The 21,806-nt window shown below is 71.5% G+C and carries 18 protein-coding genes; 13 read left to right on the top strand and 5 right to left on the bottom strand.

The genetic code is table 11. The features are described 5' to 3' along the window. Nucleotides 1–408 precede the first annotated feature (408 nt). The 9 genes from FHY05_RS15575 to FHY05_RS15535 all read left to right on the top strand — a co-directional run bounded on the left by FHY05_RS15575 (nucleotide 409) and on the right by FHY05_RS15535 (nucleotide 12,102). Nucleotides 409–2,457, top strand: a complete 2,049-nt coding sequence (locus FHY05_RS15575) for a M3 family metallopeptidase (protein WP_183945364.1) — start codon at nucleotides 409–411, stop codon at nucleotides 2,455–2,457. Then, nucleotides 2,454–2,948, top strand: coding sequence for an asparaginase domain-containing protein (locus FHY05_RS15570; protein ID WP_183945363.1), 495 nt, complete (start codon nucleotides 2,454–2,456; stop codon nucleotides 2,946–2,948). The genes FHY05_RS15575 and FHY05_RS15570 overlap by 4 nt, the downstream gene beginning before the upstream one ends. 318 nt (nucleotides 2,949–3,266) lie before the next feature. Then, nucleotides 3,267–3,752 (top strand): YbgC/FadM family acyl-CoA thioesterase, encoded by a 486-nt coding sequence (locus FHY05_RS15565; protein ID WP_183945362.1) that lies wholly within the window; start codon nucleotides 3,267–3,269, stop codon nucleotides 3,750–3,752. Continuing rightward, complete coding sequence (gene tolQ, locus FHY05_RS15560; RefSeq protein ID WP_183923874.1) at nucleotides 3,749–4,441, top strand: protein TolQ; 693 nt, start codon at nucleotides 3,749–3,751, stop codon at nucleotides 4,439–4,441. The genes FHY05_RS15565 and tolQ overlap by 4 nt, the downstream gene beginning before the upstream one ends. A gap of 12 nt (nucleotides 4,442–4,453) precedes the next feature. Continuing rightward, nucleotides 4,454–4,885 carry a protein TolR gene (gene tolR, locus FHY05_RS15555; RefSeq protein WP_183945361.1) on the top strand — a complete coding sequence of 144 codons (432 nt, stop codon included), beginning with the start codon at nucleotides 4,454–4,456 and terminating at the stop codon, nucleotides 4,883–4,885. 7 nt (nucleotides 4,886–4,892) lie between these two features. After that, nucleotides 4,893–5,867 carry a cell envelope biogenesis protein TolA gene (locus FHY05_RS15550; RefSeq protein WP_183945360.1) on the top strand — a complete coding sequence of 325 codons (975 nt, stop codon included), beginning with the start codon at nucleotides 4,893–4,895 and terminating at the stop codon, nucleotides 5,865–5,867. Between the two features lie 257 nt (nucleotides 5,868–6,124). Continuing rightward, nucleotides 6,125–7,489 (top strand): Tol-Pal system beta propeller repeat protein TolB, encoded by a 1,365-nt coding sequence (gene tolB / locus FHY05_RS15545; RefSeq protein ID WP_260181628.1) that lies wholly within the window; start codon nucleotides 6,125–6,127, stop codon nucleotides 7,487–7,489. Between the two features lie 68 nt (nucleotides 7,490–7,557). After that, nucleotides 7,558–8,076: a peptidoglycan-associated lipoprotein Pal gene (gene pal, locus FHY05_RS15540; protein WP_183945359.1), complete on the top strand. Its 519-nt coding sequence runs from the start codon at nucleotides 7,558–7,560 to the stop codon at nucleotides 8,074–8,076. Nucleotides 8,077–8,289: 213 nt separating this feature from the next. Beyond that, nucleotides 8,290–12,102 (top strand): TonB-dependent receptor domain-containing protein, encoded by a 3,813-nt coding sequence (locus FHY05_RS15535; protein WP_183945358.1) that lies wholly within the window; start codon nucleotides 8,290–8,292, stop codon nucleotides 12,100–12,102. A gap of 33 nt (nucleotides 12,103–12,135) precedes the next feature. Here the strand turns inward: FHY05_RS15535 and FHY05_RS15530 are convergent, their stop codons facing one another. Further along, a complete protein-coding gene (locus FHY05_RS15530; protein ID WP_311732501.1) occupies nucleotides 12,136–12,987 on the bottom strand; it encodes an oxygenase MpaB family protein in 852 nt (283 codons plus the stop codon). Nucleotides 12,988–13,015: 28 nt separating this feature from the next. Further along, nucleotides 13,016–13,531 (bottom strand): MucR family transcriptional regulator, encoded by a 516-nt coding sequence (locus FHY05_RS15525; protein WP_183945356.1) that lies wholly within the window; start codon nucleotides 13,529–13,531, stop codon nucleotides 13,016–13,018. 225 nt (nucleotides 13,532–13,756) lie between these two features. On the opposite strand from FHY05_RS15525, the gene FHY05_RS15520 reads away from it, so the two are divergent. The 3 genes from FHY05_RS15520 to FHY05_RS15510 all read left to right on the top strand — a co-directional run bounded on the left by FHY05_RS15520 (nucleotide 13,757) and on the right by FHY05_RS15510 (nucleotide 18,004). Continuing rightward, complete coding sequence (locus tag FHY05_RS15520) at nucleotides 13,757–15,178, top strand: amidohydrolase (RefSeq protein WP_183945355.1); 1,422 nt, start codon at nucleotides 13,757–13,759, stop codon at nucleotides 15,176–15,178. Next, nucleotides 15,175–16,485: an amidohydrolase family protein gene (locus tag FHY05_RS15515; protein ID WP_183945354.1), complete on the top strand. Its 1,311-nt coding sequence runs from the start codon at nucleotides 15,175–15,177 to the stop codon at nucleotides 16,483–16,485. The genes FHY05_RS15520 and FHY05_RS15515 overlap by 4 nt, the downstream gene beginning before the upstream one ends. Before the next feature lie 217 nt (nucleotides 16,486–16,702). Further along, nucleotides 16,703–18,004 (top strand): Nramp family divalent metal transporter, encoded by a 1,302-nt coding sequence (locus FHY05_RS15510; protein WP_183945353.1) that lies wholly within the window; start codon nucleotides 16,703–16,705, stop codon nucleotides 18,002–18,004. 14 nt (nucleotides 18,005–18,018) lie between these two features. Here FHY05_RS15510 and FHY05_RS15505 read toward each other — a convergent pair whose 3' ends face one another. The 3 genes from FHY05_RS15505 to lepB form a co-directional block, all read right to left on the bottom strand. Further along, nucleotides 18,019–18,357 (bottom strand): HNH endonuclease, encoded by a 339-nt coding sequence (locus FHY05_RS15505; RefSeq protein ID WP_183945352.1) that lies wholly within the window; start codon nucleotides 18,355–18,357, stop codon nucleotides 18,019–18,021. Between the two features lie 304 nt (nucleotides 18,358–18,661). Then, nucleotides 18,662–19,381, bottom strand: a complete 720-nt coding sequence (rnc, locus tag FHY05_RS15500; protein WP_260181616.1) for a ribonuclease III — start codon at nucleotides 19,379–19,381, stop codon at nucleotides 18,662–18,664. Next, complete coding sequence (gene lepB / locus FHY05_RS15495; protein WP_183945351.1) at nucleotides 19,378–20,193, bottom strand: signal peptidase I; 816 nt, start codon at nucleotides 20,191–20,193, stop codon at nucleotides 19,378–19,380. Before lepB ends, rnc begins: the two co-directional genes overlap by 4 nt. A 101-nt stretch (nucleotides 20,194–20,294) precedes the next feature. Between lepB and pgi the strand changes: the two genes are divergently transcribed. Then, on the top strand, nucleotides 20,295–21,785 hold the full coding sequence (pgi, locus tag FHY05_RS15490; protein WP_183945350.1) for a glucose-6-phosphate isomerase: 1,491 nt from the start codon (nucleotides 20,295–20,297) through the stop codon (nucleotides 21,783–21,785). Nucleotides 21,786–21,806 lie beyond the last annotated feature (21 nt).

The raw sequence follows: 21,806 nt of genomic DNA, 5'->3' as shown, positions 1-21,806 counted from the left end.
AGCGCCGCTGGCGGGGTGCGGACCAGCCCGACCGCATGTGATACGACGATGATCGCGCCGGGCTTGCGGCGCATGAACGCGGCCACGAGGGGTGCGTCGGCGAGAGTCACCGGCGGCGGCGCGACGGTGGTCGGCAACAGTCGCGCGAAAGCGGCGGCCAGCAGCGCCGTCGGGATGGAGCGATCCCCGCGCGGCGGGCTCGCCCCGGATGGCGTGGCAGGCGCGACCGGCGGGCGATCCGAGCAGCAGGGCGAGCACTGCGCATGATCTCGCGGACGTTCAGGGAAGCGCCGCTCATTCTAGCTCGACATTGCCCAGCCCGGGCAGCGCGAGAAGCCTCCGCGCGGGCACCCGGCCGCTCCGCCGCCCACTGGCATCGCGCCCGCCGCCTCCCTATCATCGTCCACGATGACCGACACCGACCTGCTCGACCCGATCGCGCTGCCCGACTATGCCGCGCTGACCCCCGCCACCATCGCCAGCGCGCTCGACGCCGCGATCGCGCGCCACGCCGAGGCGGTCGCCACCGTCACGCGCGAGAGCCCGACCGACTTCGCCGCGGCGTGGCTCCCGCTCGAGCGCGCCGAGGCGGCGATCGACGCTCTGTGGTCGGCGGTGTCGCACCTGCGCGGCGTCGCTGACACGCCCGAGCTGCGCGCCGCGCACGCCGCCGGGCAGGAGAAGCTCGTCCAACACAGCATGAAGGTCGCGCAGAACCGCGAGCTCTACGAGGTGCTCACCGCGCTGGAGGCGTCGCCCGCCTTCTCCGCCCTCCCGCGGCAGGACCGCGTCGCGGTGGAGCATGCGGTGCGCGACTTCCGCCTCGCCGGCGTCGCGCTCGACGCGGAGAAGCGCGAGCGCTTCGCCACCATCTCGGTGGAGCTCTCAACGCTCTCGACCGAGTTCGGCAGCGCTCTGCTCGACGCCACCGACGCCTGGACGCTCGCCGTCGAGGACGAAGCGCGGCTCGCCGGCCTGTCCGAGGCGGACAAGGCGATGTTCGCCGCCGCCGCCAGGGCCAAGGGGCAGGACGGCTGGCTCGTCACGCTGCAGCAGCCGAGCGTCACCGCGGTGCTGACCTTCGCCGAGGATCGCGACCTGCGCGAGGCGGTGTACCGCGCCTATGGTACGCGCGCGTCCGATCAGGGGCCGAACGCGGGCCAGTTCGACAACGGCCCGCGGATCGCGCGCATCCTCGCGCTGCGCCGCGAGGCGGCGGGGCTGCTCGGCTTCACCGATCCGGTCGAGTGGTCGCTCGCCACCAAGATGGCGCCCAACGCGGGCGAGGTGCTGACCTTCCTGCGCGACCTCGCCCGGCGCGCGCGCCCGGCGGCGCAGCGCGACCGCGACGCGCTGGAGGCGTTCGCGCGCGACACGCTCGGGCTCGACCGGCTCGAGCCGTGGGACGCGGGCTTCGCCGCCAACCGGCTGCGCCAGGCGCGCTACGCGGTCGACGAGCAGGAGGTGCGCGGCTACTTCCCGGTCGAGCGGGTCACCGCGGGTTGGCAGGCGCTGCTCGGCCGGCTGTTCGGGCTCCGGCTGGTCGCGCGCGACGACGTCGCCACCTATCACGCGGACGCCACTTACTATGACGTGGTCGACGACGCGGGCGAGACCTTCGCGGGCCTCTACCTCGATCTCCACGCGCGCCCGGGCAAGCGCGGCGGCGCGTGGATGGCGCAGGCGCGCCCGCGGCTGCGCGACGGCAACACCGTCCGCGTGCCGGTCGCCTATCTCGTCTGCAACTTCGCGCCGAGGAGTCCCGACGCGCCGTCGCTGCTGAGCCACAACGACGTGGTGACGCTGCTGCACGAGACCGGCCACTGCCTCCACCACCTGTTCACGCGCGTTGACCGGCCCTCGATCGCCGGGACGAGCGGGTTCGAGTGGGACGCGGTCGAGCTGCCGAGCCAGCTGATGGAGGATTTCGCCTGGGACCGCGAATTGCTCACCGGCATGTCGGGGCATCACGCGACCGGCGCGCCGCTGCCGCCCGAGTTGTTCGAGAAGATGGTCGCGGCGCGGCGGTTCCAGTCGGGGCTGTTCATCGTCCGCCAGCTCGAGTTCGCGTTGTTCGACCTGCTGCTCCACCTCGGCACGCTCGGCAGCGACCCGATGGAGGTGATCGAGGCGGTGCGCGACGAGGTGGCGGTGATCCGTCCGCCCGAATGGCACCGCTTCCCGCACGGCTTCGCGCATATCTTCGCGGGCGGCTACGCCTCGGGCTATTACAGCTATCTCTGGGCCGAGGTGCTGGCCGCGGACGGCTTCGGCAAGTTCGCCGAGAACGGTCTGGTCGATCGCGCCACCGGCACCGCGTTGCGCGAGGAGGTGCTCGCGCGCGGCGCGACGCGGCCCGCGGCGGAGAGCTTCCGCGCCTTCCGCGGGCGTGACCCGGACCCGGCGGCGATGCTGGCGCGCCACGGCTTGCTCGAGGCGGCGGGGCAGCAGGCGTGAGCCTGCTCGTCGTCACCACCGGCGGCACGATCGACAAGCTCTATTTCGACGCGCTGAGCGAGTATCAGATCGGCGACAGCGTGGTGGAGCGCGTGCTGCGCCAGGCGCGCGTGGCGCTGCCGTTCCGCGTGGTGGAGCTGCTGCGCAAGGACAGCCTCGACCTCACCGACGCCGACCGCGCCGCGATCGTCGCGACCGTGGCGGCGGCGCCGGAGACGCGCGCGGTGATCACCCACGGCACCGACACGATGACCGACACCGCCGCGGCGCTGCTGGCGGCGGGGGCGGGAGTCGCGGGGAAGACGATCGTGCTGGTCGGCGCGCTGGCGCCCGCGCGCTTCGCCGACAGCGACGCGCCCTTCAACCTCGGCATGGCGGTGGCTGCGGCGCAGACCGCCGCGCCGGGCGTGTGGATCGCGATGAACGGCACGGTGTTCGACGGCGCCAGGGTGCGCAAGGACCGCTCGGTCAACAGCTTCGTGGCGCGGTGAGGAGTTGTGCTCCTGCCCACGCAGAAGCCCGGGGTCATGTAGGGCTCTGCTCGCGGCTCTGGGCTCCTGCGTCCGCAGCAGCACGCTGCCTCGGTGACGCGGGGCGCCCGCCACATGACCGACCGCCCTGGCGAACGCCGAGGGTCAGGTGGGAAGGTGGTGGTGGGACCCACCAGCGTCCCCCAACTGGACCCCGGCGTGCGCCGGGGTGGTCTGGTAAGCGGGGATCGCTCATGGGTCACACTCCTCCCCCGCCTGACCCACGTCACGCCCGTGCGGGGTTCCCACCCCCCGGCGCATCGGTTACCAGCCCTAGCCATGACGGCGGGCGTGCACGATCAGCCAGCAGAGGGGCGGTTCGCGGGGAGGGTGCATCTCTTCCCGCTGCGGGTCTATTTCGAGGACACCGACCTCTCCGGCGTGGTCTACCACGCCAATTACCTGCGCTACATGGAGCGCGCCCGCTCGGACATGCTCCACGTCGCCGGCATCGACCAGCGCGCGCACCATGAGGCGGGCGGCGGCGCCTATGCCATCGCCGACCTGCACATCCGCTACGCCGCCCCCGCGCGGCTCGGCGACGCGCTGCTGGTCGAGAGCGAGGTCACGCAGGCGCGCGCCGCCAGCGTGGTCATTCATCAGACAGTCAGGCGCGGCGCGGAAATGCTGGCCCGGGCAGAGGTCACCGCCGCGCTGGTCGGCGCCGACGGTCGGCCGCGGCGCCAGCCGGCGGCCTGGCTCGAGCAGTTCCGTCGCCTCGCCGCCACCGCCGCGGCCGACACCACAGGGGAAGAGACTTCGTGAATCCGATCTTGCAGACCGACGCCGCGACGCTGTCGCCGATCGCGCTGTTCCTCCAGGCCGACTGGGTGGTGAAGGGCGTGATGCTCGGGCTGCTGCTCGCCAGCATCTGGACCTGGGCGATCATCATCGGCTTCTGGCTCAAGCTCGGCCGCACCAAGAAGAAGAGCGCGCAGTTCGAGCGCGACTTCTGGAAGGCGGACGACATCGACGCCTTCTACAAGAGCAACGGCCAGAGCGACCTGCCGTCGGCGCGCGTGCTCGCCGCGGGCGTCACCGAGTGGCGCCGCTCGACCCACGGCAACGTGATCGACCGCGACGGCACGCGCGAGCGGCTCGGCACGGTGATGGGCGCGGCGGTGGCCAAGGAGATCGACGACATCTCGGACCGGCTCAACGTGCTCGCCACGGTCGGCTCGGTGGCGCCGTTCGTCGGGCTGTTCGGCACGGTGTGGGGCATCATGCGCAGCTTCACCGCGATCGCCAGCCAGCAGAACACCAGCCTCTCGGTGGTGGCGCCGGGCATCGCCGAGGCGCTGTTCGCCACCGCGATCGGGCTGTTCGCGGCGATCCCCGCGGTGATCGCGTACAACCGCTTCGGCCACGCGATCAACCGCATCGAGGCGCGGCTCAACCGCTTCGCCGACGGCTTCCACGCCACGCTGTCGCGCCAGCTCGACGGCGAGCGCTGAGGGCGAGCGCGCATGGCGATGAACCTCCCCTCCAGCCGCGGCAAGGGCCGCAAGGCGCCGATGGCGGAGATCAACGTGACGCCGCTGGTCGACGTCATGCTGGTGCTGCTGATCATCTTCATGGTCACCGCGCCGCTTTTGACCCAGGGCGTGCCGGTGAACCTGCCCGACAGCCGCGCCAAGCCGCTCGACCAGGACCAGCAGCCGACCGAGATCTCGCTCGACGAGCAGGGCCGCGTCTTCGTCGCCAAGGAGGAGGTGCCCGCCGACGCGCTGCCGTCGCGGCTCGCCGCCATCGCCGCGACCGGCAAGGACGGCCAGCCGCCGCAGGTGTTCCTGCGCGCCGACCGCGGGCTCGATTACGGCCGCGTGATGCGGGTGATGGGCGAGCTCAACCGCGCCGGGCTCAACCGCGTCGCGCTCGTCACGGTCGGCGAGGACTGACGCGGACGTGGAACGCGCCGAGAAGATCGGGCTGGGAGTCGCGGCGGCCGGGCACCTCTTGCTCTTCGGCCTGCTGTCGGTCGGCTTCCTCGATACGCCCAACCCGATCAAGCTGAAGCAGAACCCGGTCGAGGTCAGCCTCGTGCAGGACGTCGCGCTCGAGGCCGCCGCGCCCGCCGCGACCGAGCCGCCGTCGCAGCGCGTGTCGCCCGAGGCGGGCGAGCCGGTCGACTCGCCGCCGCCCGCCGCGGCGCCGCCCGCGCCGGTGCCCGCTCCCGCGCCGGTCCCGGAGCCGCGCCCCGAGCCCAAGCCCGAGCCGAAGCCCGCGCCGCCGAGACCGGCACCGCCCAAGCCCGCGCCGCCCAAGCCGGCGCCCGCGCCCAAGCCCGAGCCGAAGCCGCAGCCCAAGCCCAAGCCCGCCCCGGCGGCGGAGAAGGCGCCGGCCAAGTCCGCGCCGACCAAGCAGCAGAGCGCGGCGAGCGCGCCGAGCAAGGCCAAGGCGCCCGCCGCCGCGGCCAAGGGCAACGGCAAGACCGAGACCGCCAAGGCCGAGCGCGCCAAGGGCGGCCGGCTCGGCAGCGACTTCCTCAAGGGCCTCACCGCGGAGAAGAGCAGCGCCAGGGAGAGCGACGCGCCGCCGTCCGCGGCGCGGGTCGACGCGCGCGCGCTGGCGGGGATCCAGCAGGCGATCGCGCGCCAGATCCAGCCCTGCGCCGACCGCCAGGTCGACCCCGGCCCCGGCGCGAACCAGATCGTCACCACGCTCAACCTGCGGCTCAACCGCGACGGGACGCTGGCGGCGGTGCCGACGGTGGTGCGCCAGTCGGGGGTGGACGACGACAACCAGCGCTACGCGCGGCGCGTGGTCGATCTCGGCATCGCCGCGTTCAAGGGCTGCTCGCCGCTCAAGCTGCCGGCGGAATACTACGCCACCGCCAACGGGGGGTGGAGCAACATCAACTATAACTGGAAACTGCGGTGATGCGACTCCGACTCTGCGGTATCTCGGCACTGGGCTTCGGCCGGGTGACCTCCTCTTCGCCCGTCACCTCGTTAGGTGTCGCTCCCGAAGGCTCCACCCGGGCGGACGCCGGAGTTCAGGTGGGGGACGTCTCGCAACGATCACGAGGGCCTTCCCACCTGGACCCCGGCGTCCGCCGGGGTAGCAGTGATGGTGAACTGCGCGAGCGTATCACCGCCCGCGCCGGCATCAGCCCGCTCCTCGCCTCCGCCGCCGCGCTGCTCGCCGCCCCCGCCGCGGCGCAGCTCGTCCCGCCCGCCGGCACTCCCGCCGCGCCCGCGTCGGCGCAGCAGCCCGGCGCGCCCTCGGGCCAGACCCCGCCGCCCCTCGAGGTGGACGTTACCGGCGGCATCTCGGCGCCGATGCCGATCGCGATCCCGCCGATGCCGACCCAGTCGGTGGTGCAGACCCCCGCCGGGCCGACCGACCGGCTCGGCCGCCAGCTCAGCGAGATCGTCGCCAACGACCTGCGCAACTCGGGGCTGTTCAACCCGGTGGCGGCCGCCGCCACGCGCGCGATCGCCTTCCCCGAGGTGACCGCGCCGGCCTATGATTACTGGGGCGGCTCGGGCGCGCAGGCGCTGGTGCAGGGCTATATCCGCGCCAACGGCGACGGCACGCTGACGGTCGGCTGCTACCTCTACGACGTCTCGGCGCGCACCGAGCTGACGCGGCAGGGCTTCGTCGTGCCGCCGTCGGACTGGCGCCGCGCCGCGCACAAATGCGCCGACATGGTCTACACCCGCCTCACCGGCGAGGGGGCCTATTTCGACAGCCGCGTCGTCTATGTCAGCGAGACCGGGCCCAAGGCCAACCGGATCAAACGGCTGGCGATCATGGACCAGGACGGCGCCAACAGCCGCTTCCTCACCGCTGGCTCGTCGATCGTGCTGACGCCGCGCTTCGCGCCCAACCAGCAGTCGATCGTGTACATGAGCTACGTGGGAAGAACGCCCGCGATCTATATCTACGAGCTCGGCTCGGGGCGGCAGCGGCTGGTGGTGCAGAACGTCGCCACCACCTTCGCGCCGCGCTTCTCGCCGGACGGGCGCTATATCCTCTTCTCGATGGCGCAGGCGGGCAACACCGACCTGTACCGCGTCTCGGCCGCGGGCGGTACGCCGCAGCGGCTGACCAACGCGCCCGGCATCGACACCGGCGGCAGCTACTCGCCCGACGGCTCCAGGATCGTGTTCGAGAGCGACCGCTCGGGCGGGCAGCAATTGTACGTGATGAACGCCGACGGCTCGAACCAGCAGCGCATCAGCTTCGGCGGCGGGCGCTACGCCACCCCGGTATGGAGCCCGCGCGGCGACCTGATCGCCTTCACCAAGATCCAGGGCGCGTTCCGCATCGGCATCATGAGCCCGAGCGGCTCGGGCGAGAAGCTGCTGACGAACAGCTGGCAGGACGAGGGGCCGTCGTGGAGCCCCAACGGCCGCGTGCTGATGTTCTTCCGCCAGGGCCGCGGCAACGCCGGCAAGGCCGACCTGTGGTCGGTCGACCTGACGGGCGTCAACGAGCGCCGCGTACCGACCCCGCTCGACGGCTCGGACCCGGCCTGGGGGCCATTGCGCCCGTGAGCGGAAGCAGCGACACTCGATCCTGACATACGATGACCAAGACATTGGCGAACATGGGAGAACACGCGATGGCACGTTTGACGACCACCCTGTTGATGGCGACGGCTCTGGTGGCCACCGCGGCCTGCTCGAAGAAGCGCCCCGACGTGCTGCCGCCCGCCCCCGGCGGCGCGCCCGAGGCGCCACCGTCGACCGGGGCGACCGACCCCAACGGCGGGATCACGCCGGGCTCGGCGGCCGATTTCAAGCGCTCGGCGCAGAGCGACACGGTGCTGTTCGGGCTCGACATGTACGACATCGACGGCACCGCCCGCGGCATCCTCGACAGCCAGGCGGCGTGGCTGACGCGCTATCCCAACGTGCGCATCACGGTGGAGGGCCATGCCGACGAGCGCGGCACGCGCGAGTATAACCTGGCGCTGGGCGACCGCCGCGCCAATGCTGCGAAGAACTATCTGGTGGCGCGCGGCATCGCGCCGGCGCGGATCACCACGATCAGCTACGGCAAGGAGCGTCCGGTCGCGCTCGGCTCCGACGAGGAGAGCTGGGCGCAGAACCGCCGCGCGGTGACGGTGGTAGTGGGCTAAGTCACGCCGCGCCCGACCCGCATCGGCGATCGGGCGCGGTAATCACCGCATCGCGTCACTCAAGATGGTGAGCGGCGCCGCCACGCTTCGATCAAGTCATTGATAAGTGCGTCGTGGCGACTCTGTTGCTGATGGGCAACAGAGTTGCGACGTTTTTGTTGCGAAGTTCAACCTCCCGTCTCGGCCACCGGTGGCCGGGACAAGGGGTGGGACATGAACAGGGTGACGTTACTCGCCGCGACCGCGTTGGTCGGTGGCATGATCGCGCCGGGCGCGGCGCGCGCGCAGACGGCGGCCGGCGAGCAGGCGCCGTCGCCCGCCAGTGCACCGGTCGCCGATGGCGCGGAGGCGCCGCGCGAGGTGGTGGTCACCGGCTCGCGCATCGTCCAGCCGGGCTATGACGGCGTGATCCCCGGCGCACAGGTCAGCGGCGAGCAGATCCAGCGCCGCACCTTCACGAACGCGCTCGACGCGCTGACCGACGTGCCGTTCGTGACCGCCGGCGCGAACCCCTACGGCGACAACGGCGAAGGAGAGAGTCTGGGTCAGGCCTATGCCGATCTGTTCGGCCTCGGCTCGAACCGGACGCTGACGCTGGTCAACGGCCGGCGCTATGTCTCGGGCAACTCGGCGTCGCTGTTCGTCGCGGGGAACACCACCGGCTCGCAGGTCGATCTCAGCACCATCCCGTCCGCGCTGATCGACCATAGCGACGTGGTCACCGTCGGCGGCGGGGTGGCCTATGGCTCGGACGCGGTCGCGGGCGTGATCAACATCGTCCTCAAGGACCATCTCGAGGGCTTCTCGCTCAACGCGCTGTCCGGGCTGACCGCGCGCGGTGACGGCGCGCGCTACCGACTGAGCGCCGCGGCGGGGCACGACTTCGCCGGCGGGCGCGGCAACGTCAGCGTGGCGGTCGAGTACAATCGCGACGACGCGCTCTATCAGAGTGACCGCGCCGGCTATCGCGCCCATTACCTCGCACCGACCTCGTTCCGCAACGGCGGCGTACGGAATGCCGCTTACACTCCCACGCTCGACGGCAGCGGGGGCGACGCCTTCGTGGCGCGCGCCGCGGACAAGGTGCCCAACAATATCGCGGGCGCGGGTTACCGCGGCGGCTCGCTGCTCACCACGTACAATGGTGCGGTGTTCAGCTACGGCGCGCCGGGCTACCTGGGCGACTATATACCGGACGATTTCCAGGGCCTGACCACCACCGACCCGAACGATCCGGTGGCCTCCCCCGATTACCGGCCGGAAGCGCTCTGGACGATGGCGGGCAACACCAATCTGGTGCCGGGGCGGCCGGTGGCGAGCGGCAGCCGCTGCAGCGTGGCGAACCTGACGAGCTTCTGCGCCTTCGCCCCCGGCGCACTGCCCGGCACACGCGCGAGCGCGGAGGCGGGCGCGGCACGCGATGTCTTCGACGCCGCGGTGATCGCGCGCTACGCGCCCGCGCTGGCCGGCGCGGGCGGCAGCGTGTCGCAGCGCGACGCGCTCGCGCTCAACCTGCTCCAGGCGAACCTGCCGACCCCGCGCGAGTATCTGAAGGCGCATCCCGACGCGGACATCGACGCCTTCATCGGGTCGTTCGTGCGCGGCTTCCTCACGCGCGCCAACACCGATCCGGCGACGGCGGGAGCGTTGCCGCGCCTCGCGGTGCCGCTCCAGTTCGACGCGGCGGGCGGCCTGCGCGCGATCACCGCGGCAGTCATCGCGGATCCGAACGTGACGCCCAGCACCACCGCCGGGGCGATCAGCGAGGACGCCGCACGCGGCAGCGACAGCACGCGCTTCGCACCGCTCCGAGTCCAGCAGGACCGCCTCATCGCCACGCTGCTCGCGCATCTCGACCTGAGCGACGCTGCCACGATCTACACCGAGGGGAGCTATGCGCACGTCCGCAACCTGCTGCCCCGCACCGGCGCGGTCGGCAACAGCATCGGTGACGCGACCGCCGAGAGCAACGTGCTGACGATGCAGCTCTCCAATCCCTATCTCGGCGACCAGGCGCGCGCTGCGCTGGGCGCCGCAGGGGTGACGGACAAGTTCCTGGTGTCACGCAGCAACCAGGACCTGTTCGGGGACAATCCGGTGATGGTGGCCAGCGACACCTATCGCTCGGTGCTAGGCGTGCGCGGCACGTTCGCGGCGTTCGGCAAGACCACCCACTACGATGCCTCGGCCAGCTACGGCCGCAGCGACCTGTCCGGCACCGGGCGCCAGATCCGCGACATCGAATACGCGCTGGCGGTGGACGCGGTGCGGGACGCGGAGGGGCGGATCGTCTGCCGCGCGCAGACCGCGGCGGGCGCCGGCATCCTCGGCCAGACTCCTTACGGCGTCGTGGGTGAGGAGATCGTGCGCGAGCGCGACGCTGCGGGCGTCATGGTCGAGAAGCGACTGCGCCGCGTCGTCACTGCCGCGCAGGTCGCCGCGTGCCGGCCGATGAACGTGTTCGGCTATGGGCAGATGTCGGCGGTGGCGCGCGACTATGTCACCGCCCCGACCAGCCTGACCAATCATAGCGAGATGATCTTCGCGCAATCCTCGCTCTCGGGGCCCTTGTTCGACCTGCCGGGCGGCGCGCTGCGGTACGCCTTCTTCGGCGAGTATCGTCGCGAGCAACTCGCCTACCACACCGACGATCTCACCCGTACCGGCGGTACGCGTCTCGTGGCGATCGCTGCGACCGAGGGACATGTCCAGACCGCCGAGTTCGGCGGGGAGGCGAGTGTGCCGCTGCTCGGCGGTGCGTTCACCGCGCCGCTGGTGCGCCAGCTGACCTTCGATCCCGGCATCCGCTTCGTCCGCCAGAGCGGCGCCGCGCCCGACGTGCGCTCGCTCGACGGCGGTACGCTGGCGCAGCGCGAGCCGGGGCGGTGGAACCGCGTCTACTCGCTCGCGGGTAGCTGGCGCCCGATCGCGCCGCTTCTGGTGCGCGGCAATTTCACCCACTCGATCCGCCAGCCGAACGTGACCGAGCTGTTCCTCGGCGGCCAGCCGGCCTTCACCTCGCCGACCGATCCCTGTTCCTCCGGCGAGATCGGGCAGGGGGTGCATCCAGCGACGCGCCTCGCCAACTGCCGTCGCGCGGTGATCGATGCGGGACTGGCGAGCGACACGGCGGGCGCGGACCAGTTCCTCAACGGCTACGTCCCATCCGGCGCCGCGATCACGGGCGTCTTCAACGGTTCGCCCGGCCTGCGCCCGGAGCGCGGGCGAAGCTGGACCGTCGGCGCGGTGTTCACGCCCGCGTTCGCGCCGCACTTCAAAATAGGCGGCGACTATGTGCACGTGCTGCTCGAGGACCAGATCGTGCCGACCGACATCGACACCGCCATGCAATTGTGCCTCGACAGCCCGCACTATCCCGACAACCGCTCCGATATCGGCGTGAACACCTGCGGTTTCTTCAAGCGCCTGCCGGCGGACAACCAGCGCGCGTTCGAGATCGCCAACGGCTTCAACATGGGCTTCATCAACCAGGGCAGGCTGCAGGTCGAGGCGACCAACGCCACGCTCGATGACACGGTACCGCTCGACAGGCTGTTCGGCGCCGACGCGGGCAAGCTGGTGCTGCACGGCAACGTCTATCGCTTGTTTCACTATCTGTCTGCCGCCGATAACGACCTAGTCCACGCCGAGGAGGCTGCGGGCAGCATCGGCGTCAGCAAGTGGCGCACGCAGTGGCGCGGTGGTTATGAGCGCGACGGTTTCTTCGCTCAGTGGGTCTGGAATTGGGCGAGCGCCACCCGCTACTTCTCCGCGGGCGCGCCGGTGCAGGGTACTGACGCGCGGAACGAGGTGCGCGACTTCATCCACGTCCCCGCATACAGCCTGCATGACGCTTCTATCGGCTATGACTTCGGCGAGCGGCGCCACTTCGGCGTCACCTTCAACGTCAGCAACGTCTTCGATAAGCTGACAGCGGGGACCGCGGTACAGTCCTACGCTTTCAGGAGCGGTATCGTCGACGACTTCGGTCGCCGCTTCACGCTCAGCGTCGACGTGAGATGGTGACCGTTCGCGCTCCCACTCGCCGGGAGCGCGCCCTCACCGCGCCTTCAGCGCCCAGCGCATCACGCGGCTCATCCCGTCCGCGCCGGCGCGGATCGCGGGGCGCGCGGCGGCGGGCTGGAGGCGGCCGTGCAGCGCCGCCGCCCAGCCCGGCAGCAGGTCCACCGCCGCCGCGCTCGCCAGCGCCAGCGCGGCGGCGGCGGCGGGGTCGTCGCCTGGCGCGAGCAGCGCCGCGGCCACCTCGCGTGTGCGATGGTCGGCGCGCAGCTCGGGCAAGACCCGCGCGTAATAGTCCGCCACCGCGGCGCGCGAGCGCGGCACGTCGACGGCGCCGAGCTTCTCCGCCACCACCGCGGTGTCGGCGAGATAGCGGTCCTGCTCCGCCGTGCTCAGCGTGGAGTCGCGATAGCGCAGATAGGCGCGCAGGAAACTGTCCACCTCGGCGACATGGATCCAGGTGAGCAGCGCGGGATCGTCGGCGCGATAGGGCGTGCCGTCGGGCAGCGCGCCGGTGACATGGTCGTGGACGCGGCGCACCTGCGCGATCGCGCGCTCGGCAGTGTCGGTCGCGCCGAAGGTGGTGACGGCGATGAAGCTGGCGGTGCGGCGCAGGCGGCCGAGCCGGTCGTTGCGGAAGCCGCTGTGATCCCATACCCCGGCGAGCGCGCGCGGGTGGAGCATCTGGAGCAGCAGCGCGGAGATGCCGCCGATCATCATCGCGGAGAAGTCGGCGTGCACCGCCCAGGCGGGCGAGTCGCGCGCGATGAGTCCGGGATCGTCGGGCGCGCGCGTCAGGTCGAGCTGCTCACTCGCCACCAGCGCGCGGAGCCGCTCGCCGAGCGCGCCGCGCGCGCGCTCGACCAGTCCGGCCGCGGGGGCGTCGCTCACGCCCCGATCCCCGCGGCCGTCGCCGGGATCAAGCCTCGGCCGGGGCCGACTTGCGGCGGCCGCGCGGCGCGGGCGCAGGGGCCGGCGTCGGCGCGGCATCCTCGCCACCGCCGCGGCGCGCGCCGGGCTTGCGGCCGAGACCGATCTTCTTCGCCATGTCGCGGCGTGCCTGCGAGTAATTCTCGGCGACCATCGGGTAGTCGGGCTTCAGGCCGAAGCGCTGGCGATAGTCGTCGGGGGTCAGGCCGTGGCCGGCGAGGTGGCGGCGCAACGTCTTGTACGGCTTGCCATCGATCAGCGAGATCAGGTGATCCTTCGATGCGAGCGACTTACGCACGGAGACCGCGGGGGTATAGTCGCTCGCCGGCTCCTCCGACGTGGTCACCGAAGTGCTCGACGACAGGTTCGACACCGCGTCGTGCATCGTGCGCAGAAACGCCGGCACGTCCTCGCCCGAGGCGCGCGTGTTGGGATTGGACAGCCAGGCGATCGTCAGTTCGGTCGCGAGCTCGACCACATTGGTGCTGGCGGTCTCGTCGTTCATCGTAACGCTCCTCGAAGTGATGGTGTGGCGTCTATACAGCGGCTCAGATGCCGTCAACGCGCCCAGGATAATAGTTCTAACATGAGTTCGATAGAAGATGCAGTTGAACTCTTGCTATGCCAGATGTCGCGGCCAGCCGTCCCATATTCGCACGAAGCTTGACCGCCGCGCTTCCAGCGTTCCATGATCGCGGGGAGGGTAGAGCATAAGAAAAGGGGTAAATCGATGAAGCTCGGTCGAGGGCGCCGCGCGCTGTGGGGCGCGGTCGCGATCGCGCTGCCACTCGCCGCCTGCGCGAGTGACGGCAAGGATCGTCCCAAGAGCGCCGCCGCCAAGGCGCCGCCGGTGAGATACGCGCGCGATCCTTATCCCTCCACCTATCACGCCTACCCCGGCGTGCCGACGCTCGTGCGCAACGTCACCGTGTTCGACGGCGAGGGCGGGCGGATCGACGGCGGCGCGGTGCTGCTCGCGGACGGCAAGATCGCCGCGGTGGGTCAGACGCTCGACGCGCCCGCGGGCGCGACCGTGATCGACGGCGCGGGCAAGTACATCACCCCGGGTATCGTCGACATCCACAGCCACCTCGGCGACTATCCCAGCCCGCAGGTGCAGGCGCTGTCCGACGGCAACGAGGCGACCGCGCCCATCACCGCGGATGTCTGGGCCGAGCACAGCGTATGGCCGCAGGACCCCGGCTTCGGCCGCGCGCTCGCCAACGGCGGGGTGACCACGCTGCAGATCCTACCCGGCTCGGCCAATCTGATGGGCGGGCGCAGCGTGGTGCTCAAGAACGTCTACGCGCGCACGATGCAGGCGATGAAGTTCCCCGGCGCGCCCTATGGCCTCAAGATGGCGTGCGGTGAGAATCCCAAGCGCGTCTACGGCAGCAAGAACCGCGAGCCCTCGACCCGGATGGGCAATGTCGCGGTCGATCGCCAGGCCTGGGCCAAGGCGGTGGCGTACAAGCGCAAGTGGGACAAATACGAGAAGGAGGGCGGCGATCCGCCCGACCGCGACATCGCGATGGACACGCTGCGCGGCGTGCTCTCGGGCGAGATCATGGTGCAGAACCACTGCTACCGCGCCGACGAGATGGCCATCGTCTTGGATATGGCCAAGGAGTTCGGCTATCACGTCACCGCCTTCCACCACGCGGTCGAGGCGTACAAGATCGCGGACCTGCTCAAGGCCAGCGGCACCTGCGCCGCGGTCTGGGCCGACTGGTACGGCTTCAAGATGGAGAGCTACGACGGGATCGGCGAGAATCTCGCGATCCTCGATCATGCCGGCGCGTGCGCGATGATCCACTCGGACGACGAGAACGGCATCCAGCGGCTCAACCAGGAGGTCGCCAAGGTGATCTCCTCGGCGCGCCACGCGGGCATCAAGGTGAGCGACGCGGCGGCGTGGAAGTGGCTCTCGCTCGGGCCGGCCAAGGCGCTCGGCATCGACACGCAGACCGGCAGCCTGCGGCCCGGCAAGATGGCCGACGCGGTGCTGTGGAACGGCAATCCGTTCAGCGTCTACACGAGGCCCGAGAAGGTCTGGGTCGACGGCGCGTTGCTCTATGATTCGAGTGATCCGAAGCGCCGCCCGGTGAGCGACTTCGAGCTCGGCCAGCCCGGTTCGGGAGACGTCAAGTGACGCGCGCGCTGCTTCTCACCTCCGCCGCGCTCCTCGTCGGCGCGCTGGCGCTGCCCGCCGCGGCGCAGACGATCGCGATCACCGGCGGCACCGTCGCGATCGGCGACGGCTCGGCGCCGATCGAGCGCGGTACCGTGTTGGTCGCGAACGGCCGCATCGTCGCCGCGGGCGCTGGCGTGGCGGTGCCCGCGGGCGCGGAGGTGGTCGACGCCACCGGCAAATGGGTGACGCCCGGCGTCGTCTCGGCGATGACCGACCTGTCGCTGGTCGACGCCGACGGCGTGTCCGAGAGCAACGACGCGGGCGCGCGCGGCTCGCCGTTCAAGGCCTCGATCGACGTCTCGGTCGCGGTCAACCCCGCGGGCGTGAAGGTGGCCAACGAGCGGCTCGGCGGCGTGACCCGCGCGATCGTCGCGCCCGAGGCGGGCGGGTCGATCTTCGCCGGGCAGGGGGCGGTGATCGATCTCGGCAGCGACCCGGACGCGCTGACCCGCGCGCGCGCCTTCGAATATGTCGAGCTGGGCGAGGACGGCGGCAAGCTCGCCGGCGGCAGTCGCCCCGCGGCCTGGGCGCTGCTCCGCGACGCCTTCCAGCAGGCGCAGGACTTTCGCCGCGATCCCAAGGCGTTCGACGGTCGGTCGCGCGACTCGCTGGTGACTCGCGCGGACGCCGAGACGCTCGGGCGCGTGCTCGACGGGCAGCTGCCGCTGCTGGTCCATGTCGAGCGCGCCGCGGACATCCGCCAGGTGCTCGGCATGACGCGCGATTACCCCAGGGTGAAGCTGGTGCTGGTCGGCGTGGCCGAGGGCTGGTTGGTGGCGCGCGAGATCGCCGCGGCGCGCGTGCCGGTCATCGCGCACGCGCTCGCCGACCTGCCCGCCAGCTTCGAGAGCCTCGCCGCGACCGAGTCGAACGTCGGGCGGATGCGCGCGGCGGGGGTGCAGGTGGCGCTGGCCGCGACCGGCGCGTCGGGCGGCGACCATGTGCTGCGCCAGTTCGCGGGCAACCTCGTGGCGATCACGCGCGTGCCGGGCGCGACCGGGCTCGACTGGGGCCAGGCCTGGGCCTCGATCACCAGCGGCCCCGCCGAGGCGATCGGGCTGGGCGGCGAGATCGGCTCGCTGCGGCCAGGGCGGCGTGCGGACGTGGTGCTGTGGGACGGCGACCCGCTCGAGCTGTCGTCGGCGCCCGTGGCGACCTGGGTCGACGGCCGCGCGCAGCCGATGCGCTCGCGCCAGACCGACCTGCGCGACCGCTACCTGACCCCGACCGAGGGCGCGCTGCCCAAGGCGTACGAGCCGCGATAGCAAAGATCCGCCCCGCATGGCGGAGAGGGGGAGGGCCGGCCGAAGGCCGGTGATGGAGGGGCTTTCCACAAGCGCTTCGCTCGCGGCGAGCCCCCTCCACCGCCGCGCACCGCGCGGCGCTCCCTCTTCCCGTGCCGGGGAGGATCTGAGGTGCTCCGAGCGGCTCGCCACCCTCCCCATTGAAACCGCGGCGCGTCTCCCGCATTCAACGCGCCACATGACCTCACCTGCACGCTCGCTCGGCGACAGCTTCGCCACCGTTCCCGTGCCGCAAGGGGCGGGGTTCTGGCGCAAGCTGCTCGCCTTCGTCGGGCCGGGCTGGCTCGTCGCGGTGGGCTATATGGACCCGGGCAACTGGGCCACCGACATCGCCGGTGGCTCGGCCTTCGGCTACGCGCTCCTCTCGGTCGTGCTGCTGTCCAACCTGATGGCGATCGTGCTCCAGGCGCTGTCGGCGCGGCTTGGCATCGGCGCGGGGCTCGACCTCGCCCAGGCCTGCCGCCAGCATTCGTCGCGCCCGCTCGCCTGGCTGCTATGGGGGCTGGCCGAGATCGCGATCATCGCCTGCGACCTCGCCGAGGTGCTCGGCACCGCGATCGCGCTCAAGCTGCTGTTCGGCCTGCCGCTGGTCTATGGCGTCGTGGTCACCGCGCTCGACGTCTTCCTGATCCTCGCGCTGCAGCGCTACGGCTTTCGCCGGCTCGAGGCGTTCATCGCCAGCCTGCTGATCATCATCGCGGGCTGTTTCGCGTTCGAGCTGTTCTGGGCCAACCCCGACTGGGGCGGCGCGGCGCGCGGGCTGGTGCCCTCGCGCGACGTCGTGGCCAACCCGGCGATGCTCTACATCGCGATCGGCATCCTCGGCGCGACGGTGATGCCGCACAACCTCTACCTCCACTCCTCCATCGTTCAGACCCGGGCCTATGGCAGCGGCGCGCGCGACCGGCGCGAGGCGCTCAGGCTGGCGACGATCGACTCGACCGTCGCGCTGGGGCTCGCCTTCTTCATCAACGCCGCGATCCTGATCCTGGCGGCGGCCGCCTTCCACACCGCGGGCCGCACCGAGGTGGCCGAGATCGAGCAGGCGCACGAGCTGCTCTCGCCGATGCTCGGCGTCGGCGCGGCGAGCGCGGTGTTCGCGGTGGCGCTGCTGGCGAGCGGGCAGAACTCGACCGTGACGGGCACGCTGGCCGGGCAGATCGTGATGGAGGGATTCCTCGACGTGCGGCTGCCGGTGTGGCTGCGCCGGCTGGTGACTCGCGCGATCGCGATCGTGCCGGCGGTGCTGGTGGTCGCGGCGATGGGCGACCGCGGCGCGACCGAGCTGCTGGTGTTGAGCCAGGTGGTGCTGAGCCTGCAACTGCCCTTCGCGGTGATCCCGCTGGTGGCCTATACCGCCAACCGCCGGCTGATGGGCGAGTTCGCCGCGCCGCGCTGGCTGGCGGGGCTGGCGTGGGGGATCGCGGCGGTGATCGTCGGGCTCAACGGCTACCTGCTGTTGGGGATGATGGCGGGCTGAGCGCTCTCCCGCAGTCACGCGACGCCGCGTCTCGTCGGCGCGTGGAAGTCGGGTGGCTTGTCCGCGATCCAGCCGAGGAACCGCGCGATCGCGGGCCAGTCGCGGATCGCGTCCAGCGTGCCCGCGCGGGCGAGGGCAGCGTTGTCGGCGGCGGCGTGGATCGCGCGGTGGCAGATCGGGTGGAGCGGCACGGTGTCGCGTCCGCCCTCGCTGCGCGGCACGACGTGGTGCCACTCGACGCGGCGGCCGAGCGGGCGATCGCACAGCGCGCAGCGATCGGAGAGCACGGCCGCGGTCGCGGCGCGCCGCTCGGCTTCGGCCAGTCCCTGCTTGCGCCGCACCCGTCCCGCCATGCGGGTGGAATGTGCGGGGCGGGCGGGGTGTTCCGGTGGGTGGTCGAAGCGGCGTGGAGAAGATCACGGAGCTACCCGCTGGCGTCATCCTGAGCTTGTCGCAGGATCCACGGCGCCGCGTACCTAGCGGCGGCGGTACGTGCCGCACGGTGGATCCTGAAACGAGTTCAGGATGACGCTAAGGGAAGGGCAGGGTGCCGTACTCCACCACATGCGGCCGTGCTCCTGCGCACGCAGGAGCCTAGGGAGACGGAGCGCAGCGCCCGCGGCTCTGGGCTCCTGCGTGCGCAGGAGCACAGCCACGTCACCGCCGCCGACGTCCCCTTGCCGGCGCCGCCTGCGCCGCCAGCGCGGCGAGCAGGGCCTTGGCCGCCTCGGTCTCGGCCTCCTGCTTGCTGGTGCCCTCCGCGAGCATCTCGTCCTTGCCCACCGTCGCGCGCACGGTGAAGCGCGGCGCGTGGCCCGGCCCGGCGCGCTCGACGATCGCGTAGGAGGGCACCGCGCGGCGGTTGGCCGCGGCCCATTCCTGCAGAGCCGACTTGGGATGCTGCGGCGCGCGCGCCTCGACATGGACCTTGTCGTGCCACAGCCGCCGCACCGCCGCGCGCGCGGACGCCAGCCCGGCGGTGAGATACACCGCGCCGAGCAGCGCCTCGACGACGTCGCCCAGCACGTTGTCGCTGTGCTGCGCGCCGTCGTCGCGCGCCTGCTTGCCGAGCCGCACGCGCGCGTCGGCGCCGATCTCGCGCGCTACCTCGGCGCATACCGCGCCGGTGACGAGCGCGTTGAAGCGCTTCGACAACTGCCCCTCGGGCTCGGCGGGGAACAGCTCCACCAGCCATTCCGCCATCGACAGCCCCAGCACGCGGTCGCCGAGGAACTCGAGCCGCTCATAGCTGCCGCCGGCCTGGCCCTCGGCGTGACTGCTGTGCGTCAGCGCGCGGACGAACGGCGCGGGATCGTCGGGACGGACGCCGAACCGCGCCTCGACCCAGCCGGCGAGATCGTCGCCGGCGTCGCTCAAAAGCCCTCCCCGATGCGGCGGAAGCGCGCCGCCGAGACCCAGGTCCACGGCTTGAGCCACTCGGACGAGCCGTCGGTCGACCAGAAGGTGACCACCGCCTTGCCCTCGATCCGCTCCATCGGGATATAACCCATGCCGACCGGCGGGGCGAAACGGCTGTCCGCCGAATCGTCGCGGTTGTCGCCCATCAGGAAGACGTTGCCCGCGGGCACCTTGTACACGTCGGTGTCGTCGGCGACGGGGATGTTCTCCTGGTCGAGCACAGTGTAGCTGCGGCCGCCCGGCAGCGTCTCGCGGAAGCGCGGGTAGCGGCAGATCGGCTGCCCCTGCGCGTCGCTGTCCTGGAAGCGCGCGCCGCACTTCTCCGCGGGGAAATTCGGCGAGAGCGGCACGACGAAGTCGGCGACCCGCTGCTTCGGGATCGCCTGGCCGTTGAGGAACAGCTGGCCGCCCCGCATCTGCACCGTGTCACCGGGCAGGCCGATCACGCGCTTGATCACGTCATGGTCGTCCGGCCCCATCGAGCGGAACACCACCGTGTCGCCGCGGGTCGGATCGTGCGCGAAGAGGCGGCCGGGGATCAGCGGCACGCCCCACGGCAGCGACCAGCGCGAGTAGCCGTAGTTCCACTTGGAGACGAACAGATAGTCGCCGATCAGCAGCCGCGGCAGCATCGACTCGCTCGGGATCGAGAAGGGCGAGAAGATGAAGCTGCGCAGCACGAAGACGAACAGCGCCAGCTTCAGCAGGAAGCGGATCGTCTCGGCGGTTTCCGAACGCGCGGGCTTGCCGGCGGCAGTGGGGGTGGCCATGAAGCACCGCGTCGCGCAACCGTCGCGTCGCGTCAAGCGGAGCCTTGGCGCCGCCGACCCGTTGTGCGCCGCGACACGAGACAGCCGGAAGGACAGATGACATGGCGGACTGGTCGACGATCGAGGCGCTGCCGCAGGAGCGGCTCGAGGCGCTCTTCGCCAACGACCCGGATCGGTTGAAGCGGCTGTCGCTCGACGTCGCCGGCATCCACTTCGACTGGTCGAAGACGCATCTCACCGCCGACGCGCTCACCGCCTTCGAGGCGCTGGCCAAGTCGGTCGACCTGGCGGGCAAGCGCGAGGCGATGTTCGCGGGCGCCAACGTCAACGTCACCGAGGACCGCCCGGTCGAGCACACCGCCGAGCGCGGCGAGGGCAAGGCCGAGAGCGTGGCGCGCGCGGCCTCGTACCACGCGCGCATGCGCGGGCTGATCGACGCGATCGAGGCCGAGGCGTTCGGCCCGGTGCGCTCGATCCTCCATGTCGGCATCGGCGGCTCGGCGCTGGGGCCGCACCTGCTGGTCGACGCGCTCGGCCGCGGCAGCGACCGCTACGACGTCGCGATCGTCTCGAACGTCGACGGCATGGCGCTGGACGACGTGTTCGACGATTTCGACCCCGAGACGACGCTGCTGGTGGTCGCCTCCAAGACCTTCACCACCACCGAGACGATGATGAACGCCGAGAGCGTCATCCAGTGGATGACCGGTGCCGGCGTCGAGGACCCGTACGGCCGCGTGATCGCGCTGACCGCCTCGCCCGAGAAGGCGATCGAGTGGGGCGTCGACGAGACCCGCATCCTGCCCTTCTCGGAGGGCGTCGGCGGCCGCTACTCGCTCTGGTCGTCGATCGGCTTCCCCGCCGCGATCGCGCTCGGCTGGGACCAGTTCGAGGAGCTGCTCGAGGGCGCGGCCGAGATGGACCGCCACTTCCGCCTCGCCGCGCTGCACGAGAACGCCCCCGCGGTCGCCGCCTTCGCCGACCTCTATTACACCCAGGTGCGCCACGCCGAGACGCGCGCGCCCTTCGCCTATGACGAGCGGCTGCGGCTGCTGCCGAGCTATCTCCAGCAGCTCGAGATGGAGTCGAACGGCAAGGGCGTGACGGTCGACGGCCGGCCGGTCGGCCGCCCCACCGCGCCGATCACCTGGGGCGGGGTGGGCACCGACGCGCAGCACGCGGTGTTCCAGCTGCTCCACCAGGGCACGCATCTCGTGCCGGTGGAGTTCCTCGCGGTGATCGAGGCGGGCGACACGCTGCCGCCCGAGCACCACCGGCAGCTGCTGCTCAACGCCTTCGCGCAGGGCGCGGCGCTGATGACGGGCAAGCAGGTCGACGATCCGGCGCGCAGCTATCCCGGCGACCGCCCGTCGTCGACGCTGCTGCTCGACCGGCTCGACGCGCGCACGCTCGGCGCGCTGATCGCCTTCTACGAGCATCGCGTGTTCGTGAACGGCGTGCTGCTGGGGATCAACTCGTTCGATCAGTTCGGCGTCGAGCTCGGCAAGGAGATGGCCAAGGCGGCCGCCAAGGGCGGCGGCGACTTCGACGCCTCCACCGCGGATTTGATCAGGCGCGCCTTCGGGGAGTGAAGGGGGGCTTCCTCTTCGCTC

Origin of the sequence: Sphingomonas sp. BK580 (assembly GCF_014194975.1) — a bacterium.
Lineage (GTDB): Bacteria > Pseudomonadota > Alphaproteobacteria > Sphingomonadales > Sphingomonadaceae > Sphingomonas.
The sequence above is the reverse complement of the archived record's forward strand: the minus strand, read 5'-3'. Positions and strand labels throughout refer to the sequence as shown.